A 15,727-nucleotide genomic window follows, 5' to 3' on the forward strand; every position below is an offset into this window, starting at 1 on the left:
AATCCCATTCAAACTCGTAAACTAACTCATTACAAAAGGAACTAAAACCATGTCTCACGAAATTAACAACACCGCAGTTGAACTTTCCATCGATGAATTAGAAACCGTAGCAGGTGGATTTGGAATTATCCTCGCTCCTGGTCAAGCTCTTGATTTAGCTACCAATGCTAACTTCAACCAAAAAGATTTAGCAGTTCAGCAACAAACCTTCGCAGGTCCTGGTGGTGCTGGTAATGCTCTAGTTGTTCAAGCTCGCGAAATTGACAGCAACTCCGGTCAATTCCTTTCTTTGTTCAACTAATTTAACTAACTTAGCTGGGCAAATTAATAAATACCAAATATTTGCCCCTTTCCCAACAAATCCCATTCAAACTCGTAAACTAACTGATTACAAAAGGAACTAAAACCATGTCTCACGAAATTAACAACACCGCAGTTGAACTTTCTGTTGACGAATTAGAAACCGTAGCAGGTGGATTCGGAATCATTCTCGCTCCTGGTCAAGCTCTTGATTTAGCTACCAATGCTAACTTTAACCAAAAAGATTTAGCAGTTCAGCAACAAACCTTCGCAGGTCCTGGTGGTGCTGGTAACGCTTTAGTTGTTCAAGCTCGCGAAATTGACAGCAACTCCGGTCAATTCCTTTCTTTGTTCAACTAAGTTTTGACAAAATAATTCAGTGCTTCGTTAATTAATTACTCAAGAATTAGTGGTGGTTGAACTAGAGACTGTGTGATTTATTTACACAGTCTCTTTTCCTGGTTTGCTACATCTTTCTAAATCCAGATTCAATTAGATTTAAAAATGCTATCGGGTACTTAGCGCTCAATTCCAAATTCAACCGACACTACGGCAGTGATATCCTTATTGATGGAAGAAGTATCGTAAACACCGGAATCACTGACTTCCGTTGAATTGGGTGATGTGATTTGAAAAACTCCTGTTTTTGCACTGCGAACTGTGCCAATTTTATTACCTGTACTGCGAGCGATCGCATCGGCTCTGGCTTTTGCATCTTTTGTCGCTTCTGCTACCATTTCCACCCGTAATTTACTCAGTTGAGTATACATATATTGAGGTGGTTCGGAGGTAATTGGTATTCCTTCATTCAGTAACTCGGTGACTTGTTGGGAGACCTTGCTAACCCGTTCGATGTCCCCGGAACGGATTTCCCAGCGTTGTGTTAATTTGTACGCTGCAACATTGCCAGTTTCCCGATTATTGACAATTTCTGGGATGACATTGGTATCAATTGCACTTAAGGTAATTTCCTTCTCTGCAATTTGCTTTTCTTGAAAATAGCGTTGTAAACGTTCGGTATGGGTTTTTAATTCTTGATATGCAGCTTGTGCTGTGGGTTGCTGGCTAGAAACAGATACTCGCCAAACCATATAATCAGAAGTGATTGGTCGTTTGGCAGACCCAGTAACTTTGAGGGTATCATCTGTATATCTGATGGTGCGAATAGCTTGAGCTGCGATCGCTGAACTAACTACCAAGGCTATTGACAAAGCTAACAATCCCCCAAACAATTGGGGAAATCGTTCGGAGGAGAATATATTTCGCATATACTTTTACCTATTTGATTTGAAAAAAAGTTAATTTGTCAGCAAATTTTATCTACGTTTGCACTCTGATATGTTTATCTTTTGATTTGTTGACTGGTAAATTATGGTACGAGATAACTACTCACTCCCTTGGGAATATTCCAGAATTGTTCGGAAGGAGTTTACCAACTATTTTCATGTCTCCCCAAAGGGAACCCATCCTATCATCCTATATTGAGTTCCAGTTTTCAGAGTAATCCGGATTTCTCACAAACTCCTCAAACTTTCAGTGAGTAGGGAGTGGGGAGAGACGCGATATATCGCGTCTGTAGGGGAGTAGCAGAAAAATAAATCCACTATTCAAGGCTTATCACTCCCTTGTGAGAAATGCAGGATATGTAGCAACCATTAGCGTAAACGATATAACTTCTCTTCCCCACCTTTCCGCAAAATCCAAAATCCAAAATTCAAAATTCCATGACTGTCAACCTCCAATCAATTACCATCCCAGCTTCCACTCCTAACCCCAAAGGTCTAATAGTTGCTTTACATGGATGGGGAGCAAATGCTGAAGATTTAACCGGATTAACACCCTATTTAAATTTGCCAGAATATACCTACATATTTCCCGATGCACCTTTTCCCTATCCCTATTCTCCCAATGGTCGAGCTTGGTATGATCTGCGGGTGGAAAATATGTATGCAGGACTTACACAAACACGAGAGACATTATTATCGTGGCTAACAAACTTGGAAAGGGAAACTGGTATACCTTTATCTAGAACGATTTTAAGCGGCTTTTCCCAGGGTGGAGCGATGACACTGGATATCGGTTTACGCTTGGATTTAGCGGGGTTGGTATGTATGAGCGGATATTTGCATCCGGAACTCGAAAAACAGCCAAAACCTGATTTCACCAGCTTTCCCAGTGTATTGATGATGCATGGTCAGCAGGATACAGTTGTGCCTTTAGGTGCAGCACACAAAGCTAAAAGCCTCTTAGAATCTTGGGGTGTGAATGTAGAATACCACGAGTTTAGCGCTAGCCATGAAATTAACCTGCAAATGTTGGAAAAGTTACGAAATTTTATCCAACGGCGACTACCATAGCTCAGGTTACAAAATTTTTATCAATTAGGGCGTATAAATCCGGAAAATATTCACACAAATTGTGTCTACTAATGAGTAAGATATATTGGGTGGCTGTGCAATGATGCAACTCAACCCAAGACTGGATGCGAGTGCTGTTGAACGGAGGGGCAAAGCATATGAAAACTCTGAGCATTTCCAGACAAGATATTGCTGCAATGACTGCAAAGGATGTGGAAGCTTTGGCTACCCGTCTGGAGAGTGATAATTACAGCAACGCCTTCGAGAGTTTGAACGATTGGCATTTACTGCGGGCGATCGCATTTCAACGTCCAGAACTAGTTGAATCCTATGTCCACTTGCTTGATTTGGAGCCTTACGATGAAGCTTAATTTGATTCATCCTCATGCGATGCGCGCAGCTTAGATTCTCTAGATTATCACATTTGAACTCAAAAATTGATCGCTGAAATTCAGGATGATGGCTAAAACCATCATCCTATTTTAGATTTTGGATTTTGGATTTTAGATTATTGGTTCTTCATCTTGCTAGACAATAAAGCTGGGGATGACAATCTAGCTTCAAAGGTTTGTGCAGCAAGGATTATAGAATAGCTTTCGCCCTAAGTATAAAACTAAATTTAGAGCCAAGTTGAACGGAAAAATAAGGCTTTTGCCCGAAGCTGATTAATCATAGAATCAATTAAGCCGGAAAATGAAGTTTCTCTTTCTATGGCAAACAGGCTTCAAACTATTGCTGCATCCTAGTTTCAGAATTTTTAGTCACCCCCCAGCAAGAAAGTAGACGTAGTAATGGTACGTCTCTACGATAATTTTGGTTTTAATCCAAAATCCAAAATCTAAAATCTAAAATCCAAATGACAATCCCTTCTCAACGTGTCCTCATTGGTGTATGTGGTGGAATCGCTGCTTACAAAGTCTGTGAAGTGGTTTCCCAGTTATTTCAACGGGGTGTCGAAATTCGGGTAATTCTCACCAATGCAGCAAGGGAATTTATCCAACCTTTAACTTTTTCCACCCTATCCCGTCACCGTGCTTATACGGATGCTGATTTTTGGCAACCGATTTATTCCCGTCCCCTGCATATCGAATTGGGGGAATGGGCTGATTTAATAGTCATAGCGCCATTAACAGCTAATACCCTGGCAAAATTAGCCTATGGGATGGCTGATAATCTCCTCACCAATACCGTTCTTGCTTCCCCTTCCCCCGTATTAGTTGCACCTGCGATGAATACGGATATGTGGGAACAGCCAACTGTTCAAGATAATTGGCAAAAACTATTACGGTATAATCGCTACCATGCCATCGATACTGCATCCGGTTTATTAGCTTGCGATCGCGTTGGTGCTGGCAGAATGGCTGAACCGGGGGAAATTATTAGTTATGTGGAATCTTTACTCCATACCCACGGTAAACGAGACTACCAAGGTCAACGAGTCCTTATTAGTGCTGGGGGAACCCGAGAATTCCTCGACCCGGTGAGATATATTGGCAACCCATCCACCGGAAAAATGGGTTTAGCCCTAGCCCAAGCTGCCCAACATCGGGGTGCTAGCGTCACCCTTATATCTAGTTCCCACCTCAATTTTCCCCTGGGTGTACGGGGTATTTCCGTTGTCAGCGCGGAGGAAATGCATTCAGTAATGCTACGGGAATTACCAAATCAAAATGTAATTATTATGTCGGCGGCAGTAGCTGATGTGAAACCCCGTGATTTCTCTCCTCAGAAGTTACCAAAACATGCCCTGGGTGAAAATTTATCCCTCACCTCCGTACCCGATATTGTCGCCGACTTAGCCAAACATAAACAGCCCCAGCAAATTTTAGTCGGTTTCGCCGCCCAAACAGGTGATATTCTCACACCAGCACGGGAAAAGTTACAAAAAAAACAGTTAGACGCAATTATCGCCAACCCCATTGACCAACCGGATAGTGGTTTTCAGAGTGACACCAATCAAGCCATATTTCTCGACCGCCAGGAATTTATTCAGGAAATACCCCAGTGTAGCAAATTAAAAATGGCACATATTATTTACGATTTGTTGGGTAAAAGATTCCATCGACATAGCGATCGCTTACCATAAGCAAATATTTTTTCACCAAGAAGACATAATTGAAGGTGAATTCGACAGCGCTCAAAGAATCCCTCTCCAATCCTCTCTCCAAAATGGATACAGGCTTTGGAAAAATTGATTTTTGGTTGAAACCACAGATTTTTCTGCCCCTCTCCGTTCTGCGGAGAGGGGTTGGGGTGAGGTTCATCGAACTCACGTTAATTTAAGCAACACAGGGAGTGGAATTGTAGGGAAGTTCAGGAAAATTAAATATTTGAAGGCATTGCGGAATTTGGGCATGAATTATAATTGTTTACATTTTGTATTAAAATCAAAACCACCATAGAGACGTAGCAATGCTACGTCTCTGCCGGCATTTTGGGGTTAGTCGAATACTAGGTCGGGTTTTCCACACCCTACAGTACGGCTAGCTCCTCTAGAATCGAGGCGGAGTTTTACCCGACTACATAGCACAATTGTAAGAGGGATATCCATCCATAGATCGACCGATTTGTGCTGGTGATGAGTTTTTCTTAGCCAGTACCCAATTTCACCTGACTTCGTGCCAGAAGTGTTACGGGAGTGCCGCACGGCATCTCCAAGTAGTGACAAACTACCCCAAACCGCGATGTTTTTTTTCATCATGGTCTTTCCATCAGGTTGCTGCTTGAATAACTAAATCCAGTTAATCAAACAGGACTATGCTTTTTGTCTCAATAAAAGGGTAAAATCTACTATTAATAAAACTTAACTCTATACAATAGGGCTTACTATCTCTTTTGCCCATCTTGGCACCAGAGACACCTAAATAAAAATTTGAGGAAAACCTCGGATTTAGTTTCTAACTGCATTCTGCGTTCTACCTTCTAGGTTTCACCATTGCTATATGGCTCGTGATTATTATGAGATTCTCGGTATCGGACGCGATGCCGATAAAGAAGAAATTAAACGTGCGTACCGTCGTCTAGCTCGTAAATACCACCCGGATGTCAACAAAGAACCGGGTGCAGAGGAACGTTTTAAGGAAATTAACCGTGCCTACGAAGTTCTGTCGGAGCCAGAAATGCGGCAACGCTATGACCGCTTTGGCGAAGCCGGTGTTTCCGGTGCAGCAGCTGGGGCTGGTGGTTTCCAAGATATGGGCGATATGGGTGGTTTTGCTGACCTATTCGAGAGTATCTTTAGTGGCTTCGCTGGTGGGGGTATGGGTGGTCCAAGTCCCCGTCGTCGCAGTGGTCCAGTCCGAGGTGATGATTTACAGCTTGACCTGAAGTTAGATTTTCGTGAAGCCATATTTGGTGGAGAAAAGCAAATCCGGATTGCTCACCTGGAAACCTGTGAGGTTTGTAGCGGTACAGGAGCGAAACCGGGAACCCGTCCCCGTCAATGTTCCACCTGTGGTGGTTCTGGACAAGTCCGTCGTGTCACCCGCACCCCCTTCGGTAGTTTTACCCAGGTTTCCACCTGTCCCACCTGTAATGGTACGGGTACGGTAATTGAGGAAAAATGTGATGCTTGTGGTGGTCGGGGTACCAACCAAGTCGCTAAACAGTTAAAAATCACCATTCCCCCTGGAGTATATGACGGGTTGCGGTTACGAATTCCCAGCGAAGGTGACGCTGGACAACGGGGTGGTCCTCCAGGGGATTTGTATGTGCAGTTATCTGTAAATGAGGATAGCGAGTTCCAACGGGATGACTTGAATATCCTGTCGAGTGTGACGATTAGCTATCTGCAAGCCATTTTAGGGTGTCGTTTCCAGGTAAATACGGTGGATGGTCCAGAAGAATTAACAATTCCCCCTGGAACCCAACCAAATACGGTTTTACGCTTGGAAAATCGTGGTGTTCCCCGTCTTGGCAACCCCGTCAGTCGCGGCGACCATTTGATTACCATCTTGATTGATATTCCCACCAAAATCACCCCAGAGGAGCGGGAATTGCTGGAAAAACTCGCTAAAATAAAGGGAGAACGCACCGGCAAAGGCGGTCTTGAAGGTTTCTTGGGAAATTTATTCCACCAACGATGAGTGTATCTCCTGCTCCAATTCCGAACGAGTATCTCGATTTACGGGGTACACCCTGTCCGCTCAATTTTGTGCGGACAAAACTTTACTTGGAAAAGATGCCACCTGGTAGTCTCTTGGAAGTGTGGCTAGACCCCGGAGAACCGATTGAACAAGTTCCTGATAGCCTTACCATGTCTGGCTATCAGGTTGAAAATATTATCAACCATGCTGAATATTTTTCCTTACTCGTTCGTCGTCCAGTTGCGTTATAGATGATGGTTGAAAATATCGAGACGCAACTTTTAGGTACTGTGGTGGCAGTACAAGCAAACTTCTACCAGGTGCAATTGGATCAACCCGTTGCATCGCCATTTTTGTTATGTACCAGACGCACCAGACTGAAGAAAATTGGTCAGCAGGTGATGGTCGGCGATCGCGTTTGCATTGAAAATCCCGATTGGCAAGGTGGAAGGGGAGCAATTTGTGAAGTTTTACCCCGAAAATCCCAGCTAGACCGTCCTGCGATCGCCAATGTCAATCAGATACTGTTAGTATTTGCCGTCGCTGACCCTCCCCTAGAACCTTTACAACTAAGTCGCTTTCTTGTCAAAGCCGAATCCACTGGTTTACAGGTTAGCCTCTGTCTGAATAAAATTGATTTGATTGCCCCATCAGAACAGGAACAAATTCGCGATCGCCTACGTAATTGGGGTTACGATCCAATTTTAATTAGCGCGAACCTAGGTATTAATGTAGATACCCTGCTCACTCAACTCAAAGGAAAAATTACCGTACTTGCAGGGGCTTCCGGCGTAGGTAAATCCAGTTTAATTAATACATTAATTCCCTCCCTTAGTCTACGTGTTGGCGAAGTATCCGGTAAACTTGCTAAAGGTCGTCACACCACCCGTCACGTAGAACTATTCCCATCACCCCACGGTGGTTTAATCGCTGATACCCCCGGATTCAACCAACCCGATTTAGACACACCCCCCCATCAACTAATTAATTACTTCCCCGAAGCCAAGCAATTTTTAGCTACAGACACCTGTCGTTTTAGTGACTGTTTACATCGTGACGAACCCGGTTGCGTAGTCCGGGGAAACTGGGAAAGATACGAACATTACCTAATTTTTCTCGAAGAAGCAATTCTCCATCACCAGCAGCGACAACAGCAGACCAACCCCGAAGCAAGCATTAAATTTAAAACCAAACAAAAAGGCACAAGCTACTACGAACCAAAACTGGAAACCAAAAAATATCGCCAAAAATCTCGTCGTACCCAGTTGCAAGAACTAGAAATACAGTATCAAGAAGCAGAAGAAGATTAAAAAAATCCTCAATAGAAAATTTCGTGTTGTATTTATGTTGTGTAGAGACGTAGCACTGCTACGTCTCTCGACGATGATTTTGGTTGTAATACTCATCCCGTTTGAACTAACCGTCGTAGGTGATAATAAAAAGTTCTGCCGATGGAAAATAAACCCGAAAATTATCGCTCTAAAATCAAAGTTACAGGTCCATCATTGATAATCTCAACTTCCATCATCGCTCCAAATTTACCCGTTTCTATGCGTAATTTACTTGCGCGTAATTTTTCAACAAAGCTATTATATAAATTCTCTGCCACACAGGGATTAGCTGATTGATCAAAGGAAGGACGACGACCTTTACGACAATCCCCATATAACGTAAATTGACTAATAACTAAAATTTCTCCATTAATTTCCTGGACAGATTTTTGCCATCGGTCAGAATCATCATCAGGAAATAATCTTAATTCCAGGCATTTACGCGCCATCCAATCTAATTCTTTCTCCGTATCTGTTGCACAAATTCCCACTAACAAATTCAAACCTCGGTCAATTTTTCCGACTATTTCCCCATCGACCCTGACTTGAGATGATTTTACCCGTTGAATAACTACACGCATAAATATTCTACTGTTAGCAATTACGAATTACGAATTATCTAGACCTTGAACACAATCTTGTAATTGCTGCAACAGGGTTTTTTCATCCAGATTTTGACCAATTAAAACCAATTGATTTTTCTTATCACCTTTCCACTCATCGTCGTCCATTGTAAATCGCTTACCGCAAAGATGGAAAATGTGTCGTTTAGGACTTTCTTCAAACCAAAGAATCCCTTTCGCCCGAAAGACATTTACTGGTAGTAAATTATCTAAGAAGTACTGGAATTTACGAATTGATAGGGGTTGATCACTTTGGAAGGAAACGGACATAAAGCCGTCATTTTCTAAATGCTGTGAATGGTGGTGATGGTGTTCGTGGTCATGATGTTCATGACTACAGTTACTATGGTCATGGTCATGGTGATGATGGTCGTGGTTATGTTCTACCTGAGTCCGAAAATATTTATCGGTCTCAAACAATCCAACACTTAAAATCATTGGTAGGGGAACTTGGGAGTTGCGAGTACGAATGATTCTTGCATCTTCTTTGATTTCATTAATACTTTTTTCTAACCGTTCTAATTCGCTGTCAGAAACTAGATCGGTTTTATTCAATAAAATTATATCCCCGTAGGCAATTTGACTATAAGCAGCTTGGGAGTTGAATAAATCTAAACTATAGTTAGCAGCGTCAACAACGGTGATAATTGAATCAAGACGGGTTAAATCCCGTAATTCTGTACCGAGGAATGTTAAAGCCACAGGTAAGGGGTCGGCAATTCCGGTAGTTTCTACTACTAAGTAATCCACCTTTTCTGGACGTTCTAAAACCTGATAAACAGCATCGACTAAATCATTATTAATAGTGCAGCAAATACAACCATTACTCAATTCCACCATATTATCTTCGGTGGATACAATCAATTCGTTGTCAATGCCAATTTCTCCAAATTCGTTCACTAATACGGCTGTTTTTAAACCCTTTTGATTGGAGAGAATGTGGTTGAGGAGGGTGGTTTTACCACTACCGAGAAATCCGGTAATAATTGTCACAGGCATCCCCTGTTTGGGAGCATCTAGGGGAGATTGTACAGAAGATTCGGGTGTAACTGCTTGCATAACGCGCTCAATGTTAAGTTTAAGGTAAATTGGAAGTAAAGTTGAGATTATTTGGCTTTGTGGATATTCTCCGGATTTACCCTGAATGGGGAGCAAATTCCTAGAACTTTCAGGGAGTAGCGGTTAAGCGACACTAGGCTTGTCTATAATCACAAGTGTGTACATCACAGTTCTTTGACAGTGCCACAACGAATTGATTTGTTTACGCGATTAAATAAATCATATCGTAAAAGAAGTGAAGCCTTGTGTCTTCTCCTAAGGGGAGACGCTACGCGAACAGACCAAGGCATAACATCCTTTTAGAATCTCCCGTGTTTTTAACTGGGAGAGATGTCAAGTCCCAATTTTCAACTCCCCACTCCCTCCGCATCAAGTTATCTCGTCCCTATGCTCCGCGTGGGGACGCATTCCACGAGGGCTACTGCATCAAGTTATTAAAGTTCTTTATTTTTCTATTCTCACCATAAAAGTATTTAATCACACAGTTTGACAATCTATTAACCTGTTACAAATGTATCAGAACTTTAGTTCAGTACAGACGATGGTGGATTTCCAATCGCGGATTGTCACCTACAGTCCGGCTTTTACAATTGTTCCTACCTATGAATGTTTTAATCGTTGTAGCTATTGCAACTTTCGCGTTGATCCAGATGCTGGTAAATTAATTGAGTTATCAAAGGTACAGGAAATACTCACGAGGTTACAAAATCAACCTGTTTGCGAAATTCTGATTTTGAGTGGTGAGGTTCATCCTCAATCAAGTCGTCGTCAAACTTGGTTGCAACGGATTTATGATGTAGGAAAACTAGCTTTACAAATGGGTTTTTTACCCCATACGAATGCGGGGATTCTCAGTTTTGCCGAAATGGAAAAACTCAAACAAGTCAACGCTTCGATGGGATTAATGTTAGAACAGGTGACACCAAAATTATTACAAACTGTTCACAAACATGCACCAAGTAAAGTTCCCAGTATCCGTTTACAACAACTAGAATGGGCTGGTTTACTAAAAATACCTTTTACTACTGGTTTGTTGTTAGGTATTGGGGAAAATCAAGCTGATTGGATTGATAGTCTGCAAGCTATTCGGGATATTCACTTACGTTATCAGCATATTCAAGAAGTCATTTTACAACCCCATAGTCCTGGTAAACAACAAACCTTTACAGCATCAACTTTCCATCCCCATTTACTTCCCGATGTGGTGGCTTTAGCTAGAGAAATATTACCGTTGGAAATCACAATTCAAATTCCACCGAACTTAGTTTCTGACCAGCAATGGTTACTAGCTTGTTTAGAAGCAGGAGCTAGGGATTTAGGGGGAATTGGTCCTAAAGATGAGGTAAATCCTGATTATGCATACCATACAACTGCCAAATTGCAAGAGTTATTATACCCTGGTGGCTGGATATTAAAACCACGATTACCAGTATATTCTCGTATTGACGACAGTATCCCTCAAGAATTACAACCCAATATATTTAAATGGGTGGAACAATTCGAGCAATGGGTGCATCAAAACCGGAAGATAGAGACACCAATCTCGGTAAAGTAGCAAGGTTTAAGGAAAGGTTAAAAAAATTCCAAATATCCAGAATTTTCGACTTGGAGGTGAAGATACCATCATCGGCGAAATTTGGTGATTGGTTCAATTGTGGGTGGGAAAAAATGTACAACGAAGATGAATTTGACTTACGAATTTCTGGAGAAGACATCGCTACAACACCATTAGGGTTAAATATCGATAGATTGATTAATAGTGTTAGCTCAAATCCCCCAAATTATTTACAAAATAACTTGCATAATTTGACATCAGATGCATCTGCTGATTGTTTTAGCTGGTATCACCAGGGGAATCGGTTAGAAGATGCTGGATATTACGATGAAGCGGTTAGTTGTTATCAGCAAGCATTGCGTTTAGAACCGCAATTGATTTGTGCTTGGAATCGTTTAGGGGCGATTTTTTGTGATTATCTTCAGCGTTATGAAGATGCTTTAGCTTGTTTTAATCAGGCATTGCGCTTAAATTATTTAGATGATTTGACCTGGTATAATCGCGGTAATGTTCTGGAGATGATGGAATGTTATGAGGATGCGATCGCGTCCTATGATTTAGCGATTAAATTAAATCCCGACGATGAGGGTTCTTGGTATGGACGGGGGTGGTCACTGTATTGTCTGGGAGAATTAAACGATGCGATCACCTCTTTTCAGCAAGCCATTAGTTTAAAACCCAGTGATGACTCGGCTTGGTATAATCAGGCTTGTTGTTATGCTTTGCAGGGACATGTGACCCAAGCGGTTAGGTGTTTGCGACAAGCAATTCAACTAAGTCCCAACCAATATCGACACATGGCGAAAACCGAAGCTGATTTTGACGAAATTCGCATTGCACCGGAATTTTGTGATTTGATGGGGGAAATTGGGTAGAGACGTAGCGACGCTACGTCTCTACGATGGATGATTTTGGTTTTGACACAAAATGTAAATAAATATAATTGATACCCGCAAAATCCAAATCAACCATCCACAATTTTAAATATAAGCAGGTAATACCAATTGGAAACATGGATGTGACAGTATACATGTTGGAAGGTTTTGCTGTGTAAGGGTTTTCAAACCCATAGACGCACCTAGTGCGGTTTCTCGCTAGAGTAATCCAAAATCGAAAATGTTATAGTTATGGCCATCAGAAGCATCAATCCTGCGACGGGAGAACTCCTGAAAAACTTTACAGACGATAGCGATCGCGAAATTGAGCGAAAATTAGACCTCGCACAAAGTGCCTTTCGGGATTATAAACAAACTCCCATGACATTGCGATCGCAATATCTCAAAGGTGTTGCGGAAATTCTCACAGACAGCAAAAGCGAGTTTGCCAAAATTATGACCCTGGAAATGGGAAAAACCTACAAAAGTGCGATCGCGGAGGTGGAAAAATGTGCTTTGGTGTGTCGTTATTATGCTGAAAATGCGGCCGATTTTCTCGCAGATGTGGAGGTAAAGAGTGACGCAACAAAAAGTTGGGTCAAATATCAACCCCTAGGGGTAATTTTGGCAGTAATGCCGTGGAATTTTCCGTTTTGGCAGGTTTTTCGCTTCGCTGCACCCGCTTTAATGGCAGGAAATGTGGGTTTACTCAAACACGCATCCAATGTTCCCCAGTGTGCTTTAGCCATTGCCGAGATTTTTCAGCAAGCGGGACTTCCGGAAGGAGTGTTTCAAACTTTACTGATTGGCGGGGAAAAAATTGCCAGTTTAATTAGCGATGACCGCATCCAAGCAGCTACCCTCACCGGAAGCGAACCTGCGGGAGCATCCCTTGCGAGTGGGGCGGGAAAATGTATCAAAAAAACGGTTTTAGAATTAGGTGGTAGTGACCCCTTTATTGTTTTACCCAGTGCGGATCTGGCCAATGCCACTGCAACGGCTGTCACAGCTAGGATGTTAAATAACGGTCAATCCTGCATTGCAGCCAAACGGTTTATTGTCATTGATAGTATTGCCGACCAATTTGAGCAGTTATTTCTGGAGAAATTCCAAACCCTGAAGGTTGGCGACCCCATGCAGGATGATACCGATATTGGTCCATTGGCGACACCCGATATTCTCCAGGATTTAGACCAACAGGTAAAAATGGCAGTAGAGGCTGGTGCAAAAGTAATTTACGGCGGTAAATCCCTGCCAGAATTGGGTGGTAATTACTACCAACCCACCATTTTGACCAATGTACCCATTGATAGTGACATTGCCAAGGAAGAATTTTTTGGCCCAGTAGCCATGCTATTTCGTGTCCCCGATATTGACGCTGCGATCGCATTAGCCAATGCTACCCCTTTTGGTTTAGGTGCAAGTGGTTGGACACGGGATGAAACGGAAATGAACCGCTTGATTAACGAATTAGAAGCAGGTGCAGTGTTTATCAATGGGATGGTTAAATCTGACCCCCGTTTACCCTTTGGGGGGATTAAGCGTTCTGGCTATGGACGGGAGTTAAGTATTCAAGGCATCCACGAATTTGTCAATATCAAAACCGTTTGGGTCAAAGGATTTTAGATTTGGGAGTTGGGATTGAGGAGACTGGAGACAGAATGATCGGATACGAAGATTAGTGGGACTTATATCGATTCCCTTGTACTTTGCAATAAATGAAACTAGAATAATCAACGGTTACAGCCCCTGATATGTAGTAAGTATTAGCGTAAACGATATAATTCGTAATTCGTAATAGCCTGCGGCAACGCTTCGCGTACGTAATTCCCGCTACGCGGGAATCAAGCTACGTAATAGCCTACGGCAACGCTTCGCTTACGTAATTTTTAATAGCCTAGTACTCCACCAGATGAATTTTGGTGGATAAAAAACAATACACTTGGTGTTAAAGATAACTGTAGTTTGGGTTGAGGCTTTGGGTAGACTGTTGATATTGTGGAAATTTACCCTTACTCGTCCCGATGCTCCGCGTGGGGATGCATTCCACGAGGCTTTGCCTCAAATCAGGAAGCAGAGCTTCCCTATATGGATCAACAGCCGGAGTATTGGAACAAGTTTGTTGTCACGGTTTGTGCATGAATTTGCGACCCCAAAAAAGGCACAAGGTAAACAGCCTAGGCTCTGCCTCTACATTCTTCAACCTAACCTACCCAATAATTAGGCTTTGAAGTCTAACTTAACTGTATTCTGCCATATCTGGGTTTCAAGCTTTTTTGAGCCTGTAGTGTATTTTCCTTCCCCTGTATAGGTTTGAAGCCGATTTCTGCCTTAAAATGTTTAAGTCCCGTTAGGAATAGTCCGCTCACGGTGCAAGATGTACTCAAGGAAAACCAAATATTTTGCTCCCAACTCCCATACTTAACGCGGTTTAACAACTAGTACAGAACAATGGGCTTCCTCCATGACTTGGCTGCTGACGGAACCTTGGACGATGCGATTCATTCCGACTAAGCCACGATTACCGATGACGATTAAATCGGCTTTGTGAATGTTGGCGAGGCGAATAATTTCTTCTGCGGGTTCTCCCGTTACTAGTTCAATTTCTGTCGGGAAAGCTAATTTGGCTTGATAGGTTTCTAATTGTTTTTCGATGCTAATATACGTCAGGGCGTGGGATTCTGGATGGGGACGGTCGGCAGGAATATCTAACTCGGTTTTGTCAGTAGGGAAAACATGACACAGGATAATTTTGGTGTTTTTCCCCAGGGATAATTGTTCCACCATTTGCATCACCCGGTCGGCTAATTCTGAGCCATCCAATGCAACTAGAATTGTGTTTAGCACCGCTATTGCCTCCTTACCATCATAGAATTTTAGTGTGCAGCGATTATGGTTTTTTGTGGTGATTGCAGGAAAAAATTTAACAATTGAGGCTATAACGGCTGCATTTATGACAATCTATTGCGCGATCGCCTACTGGTGACAGGTATTTTCTACAATTTAATTAGGCGTAAAAATGAAGGGTTTTAGTGGGTTATATGGTTAAAACCGTTGCCGATGTGATGACTTGCGACCCGATTGTCGTTGGTTTGCAAACTCCTTTGAATGAAGCGATTCAAATCCTAGCAAGTAAACGCATTAGTGGGTTGCCTGTGGTAGATGAGGCTGGTAAATTATTGGGTATTATTTCGGAAACGGATTTAATGTGGCAGGAGGCAGGTATAACTCCCCCTGCCTATATTATGTTTCTCGATAGTGTGATTTATCTCAAAAATCCTGCCGCCTATGAACGGGATTTACACAAGGTCTTAGGACAAACCGTTGGTGAGGTGATGACCAAAAATCCCATTACCATTTCTCCCGATAAACCTTTACGGGATGCAGCTCGGTTGATGAATGAGAAAAATGTCCATCGTTTACCCGTACTTGACAGTGAGGGTAAGGTAATTGGTATTCTCACCCGTGGTGATATTGTGCGGGCAATGGCGGCGATCGCATAACCCATATCCATCACCAATTCACAAAAATCAGTTCATTCG

The 15,727-nt window shown here is 42.4% G+C and carries 16 protein-coding genes; 12 read left to right on the forward strand and 4 right to left on the reverse strand.

Annotated features, from left to right (window positions below; translation table 11 throughout):
• The first annotated feature begins 49 nt into the window (after positions 1-49).
• Together CDC37_RS09795 and CDC37_RS09800 are read left to right on the forward strand one after the other, a co-directional pair.
• A complete protein-coding gene (locus tag CDC37_RS09795) occupies positions 50-301 on the forward strand; it encodes a CTB family bacteriocin (RefSeq protein WP_096621610.1) in 252 nt (83 codons plus the stop codon).
• A 107-nt stretch (positions 302-408) separates the two neighbouring features.
• Positions 409-660, forward strand: coding sequence for a CTB family bacteriocin (locus tag CDC37_RS09800; RefSeq protein WP_096621608.1), 252 nt, complete (start codon positions 409-411; stop codon positions 658-660).
• 158 nt (positions 661-818) lie between these two features.
• Here CDC37_RS09800 and CDC37_RS09805 read toward each other — a convergent pair whose 3' ends face one another.
• A complete protein-coding gene (locus CDC37_RS09805; RefSeq protein WP_096621612.1) occupies positions 819-1,568 on the reverse strand; it encodes an SIMPL domain-containing protein in 750 nt (249 codons plus the stop codon).
• Between the two features lie 456 nt (positions 1,569-2,024).
• On the opposite strand from CDC37_RS09805, the gene CDC37_RS09810 reads away from it, so the two are divergent.
• From CDC37_RS09810 to rsgA, 6 genes are all read left to right on the forward strand, one after another.
• Entirely contained in the window at positions 2,025-2,657 is a 633-nt protein-coding gene (locus tag CDC37_RS09810; protein WP_096621613.1) for an alpha/beta hydrolase, read from the forward strand.
• 158 nt (positions 2,658-2,815) lie between these two features.
• Complete coding sequence (gene isiD / locus CDC37_RS09815) at positions 2,816-3,028, forward strand: protein IsiD (RefSeq protein ID WP_096626061.1); 213 nt, start codon at positions 2,816-2,818, stop codon at positions 3,026-3,028.
• Positions 3,029-3,513: 485 nt separating this feature from the next.
• A complete protein-coding gene (gene coaBC, locus CDC37_RS09820; protein WP_096621614.1) occupies positions 3,514-4,743 on the forward strand; it encodes a bifunctional phosphopantothenoylcysteine decarboxylase/phosphopantothenate--cysteine ligase CoaBC in 1,230 nt (409 codons plus the stop codon).
• Positions 4,744-5,599: 856 nt separating this feature from the next.
• A complete protein-coding gene (gene dnaJ, locus CDC37_RS09825; RefSeq protein WP_096621616.1) occupies positions 5,600-6,742 on the forward strand; it encodes a molecular chaperone DnaJ in 1,143 nt (380 codons plus the stop codon).
• Positions 6,739-6,993 carry a sulfurtransferase TusA family protein gene (locus CDC37_RS09830; protein WP_096621617.1) on the forward strand — a complete coding sequence of 85 codons (255 nt, stop codon included), beginning with the start codon at positions 6,739-6,741 and terminating at the stop codon, positions 6,991-6,993. The genes dnaJ and CDC37_RS09830 overlap by 4 nt, the downstream gene beginning before the upstream one ends.
• Positions 6,994-6,996: 3 nt before the next feature.
• Positions 6,997-8,052, forward strand: coding sequence for a small ribosomal subunit biogenesis GTPase RsgA (rsgA, locus tag CDC37_RS09835; RefSeq protein WP_231943446.1), 1,056 nt, complete (start codon positions 6,997-6,999; stop codon positions 8,050-8,052).
• 161 nt (positions 8,053-8,213) lie between these two features.
• Here rsgA and dtd read toward each other — a convergent pair whose 3' ends face one another.
• Together dtd and CDC37_RS09845 are read right to left on the reverse strand one after the other, a co-directional pair.
• On the reverse strand, positions 8,214-8,654 hold the full coding sequence (dtd, locus tag CDC37_RS09840; protein ID WP_096621620.1) for a D-aminoacyl-tRNA deacylase: 441 nt from the start codon (positions 8,652-8,654) through the stop codon (positions 8,214-8,216).
• Between the two features lie 27 nt (positions 8,655-8,681).
• A complete protein-coding gene (locus CDC37_RS09845) occupies positions 8,682-9,755 on the reverse strand; it encodes a CobW family GTP-binding protein (protein WP_096621622.1) in 1,074 nt (357 codons plus the stop codon).
• A gap of 541 nt (positions 9,756-10,296) precedes the next feature.
• Between CDC37_RS09845 and cofG the strand changes: the two genes are divergently transcribed.
• The 3 genes from cofG (at position 10,297) to CDC37_RS09860 (ending at position 13,811) form a co-directional block, all read left to right on the forward strand.
• Complete coding sequence (cofG, locus tag CDC37_RS09850; protein WP_096621623.1) at positions 10,297-11,310, forward strand: 7,8-didemethyl-8-hydroxy-5-deazariboflavin synthase subunit CofG; 1,014 nt, start codon at positions 10,297-10,299, stop codon at positions 11,308-11,310.
• Positions 11,241-12,185, forward strand: coding sequence for a tetratricopeptide repeat protein (locus CDC37_RS09855; protein WP_231943362.1), 945 nt, complete (start codon positions 11,241-11,243; stop codon positions 12,183-12,185). The genes cofG and CDC37_RS09855 overlap by 70 nt, the downstream gene beginning before the upstream one ends.
• Positions 12,186-12,437: 252 nt before the next feature.
• The gene (locus CDC37_RS09860) at positions 12,438-13,811 is read left to right on the forward strand and encodes an NAD-dependent succinate-semialdehyde dehydrogenase (RefSeq protein WP_096621626.1); all 1,374 of its coding nucleotides are present in this window, start codon (positions 12,438-12,440) and stop codon (positions 13,809-13,811) included.
• A gap of 795 nt (positions 13,812-14,606) precedes the next feature.
• Here CDC37_RS09860 and CDC37_RS09870 read toward each other — a convergent pair.
• Complete coding sequence (locus CDC37_RS09870) at positions 14,607-15,032, reverse strand: universal stress protein (RefSeq protein WP_096621629.1); 426 nt, start codon at positions 15,030-15,032, stop codon at positions 14,607-14,609.
• A gap of 194 nt (positions 15,033-15,226) precedes the next feature.
• On the opposite strand from CDC37_RS09870, the gene CDC37_RS09875 reads away from it, so the two are divergent.
• Positions 15,227-15,688: a CBS domain-containing protein gene (locus tag CDC37_RS09875; protein ID WP_172892772.1), complete on the forward strand. Its 462-nt coding sequence runs from the start codon at positions 15,227-15,229 to the stop codon at positions 15,686-15,688.
• Positions 15,689-15,727: the final 39 nt, after the last annotated feature.

Source organism: Calothrix sp. NIES-3974 (assembly GCF_002368395.1).
Taxonomy (GTDB): Bacteria; Cyanobacteriota; Cyanobacteriia; order Cyanobacteriales; family Nostocaceae; genus NIES-3974.

What these genes read in the sequence shown, in the direction of transcription:
- CDC37_RS09795 (WP_096621610.1), top strand. Translation starts at nt 50, where the DNA reads ATGTCTCACGAAATTAACAACACCGCAGTTGAACTTTCCATCGATGAA.
- CDC37_RS09800 (WP_096621608.1), top strand. Translation starts at nt 409, where the DNA reads ATGTCTCACGAAATTAACAACACCGCAGTTGAACTTTCTGTTGACGAA.
- CDC37_RS09805 (WP_096621612.1), bottom strand. Translation starts at nt 1,568, where the DNA reads ATGCGAAATATATTCTCCTCCGAACGATTTCCCCAATTGTTTGGGGGA.
- CDC37_RS09810 (WP_096621613.1), top strand. Translation starts at nt 2,025, where the DNA reads ATGACTGTCAACCTCCAATCAATTACCATCCCAGCTTCCACTCCTAAC.
- isiD (WP_096626061.1), top strand. Translation starts at nt 2,816, where the DNA reads ATGAAAACTCTGAGCATTTCCAGACAAGATATTGCTGCAATGACTGCA.
- coaBC (WP_096621614.1), top strand. Translation starts at nt 3,514, where the DNA reads ATGACAATCCCTTCTCAACGTGTCCTCATTGGTGTATGTGGTGGAATC.
- dnaJ (WP_096621616.1), top strand. Translation starts at nt 5,600, where the DNA reads ATGGCTCGTGATTATTATGAGATTCTCGGTATCGGACGCGATGCCGAT.
- CDC37_RS09830 (WP_096621617.1), top strand. Translation starts at nt 6,739, where the DNA reads ATGAGTGTATCTCCTGCTCCAATTCCGAACGAGTATCTCGATTTACGG.
- rsgA (WP_231943446.1), top strand. Translation starts at nt 6,997, where the DNA reads ATGGTTGAAAATATCGAGACGCAACTTTTAGGTACTGTGGTGGCAGTA.
- dtd (WP_096621620.1), bottom strand. Translation starts at nt 8,654, where the DNA reads ATGCGTGTAGTTATTCAACGGGTAAAATCATCTCAAGTCAGGGTCGAT.
- CDC37_RS09845 (WP_096621622.1), bottom strand. Translation starts at nt 9,755, where the DNA reads ATGCAAGCAGTTACACCCGAATCTTCTGTACAATCTCCCCTAGATGCT.
- cofG (WP_096621623.1), top strand. Translation starts at nt 10,297, where the DNA reads ATGGTGGATTTCCAATCGCGGATTGTCACCTACAGTCCGGCTTTTACA.
- CDC37_RS09855 (WP_231943362.1), top strand. Translation starts at nt 11,241, where the DNA reads ATGGGTGGAACAATTCGAGCAATGGGTGCATCAAAACCGGAAGATAGA.
- CDC37_RS09860 (WP_096621626.1), top strand. Translation starts at nt 12,438, where the DNA reads ATGGCCATCAGAAGCATCAATCCTGCGACGGGAGAACTCCTGAAAAAC.
- CDC37_RS09875 (WP_172892772.1), top strand. Translation starts at nt 15,227, where the DNA reads ATGGTTAAAACCGTTGCCGATGTGATGACTTGCGACCCGATTGTCGTT.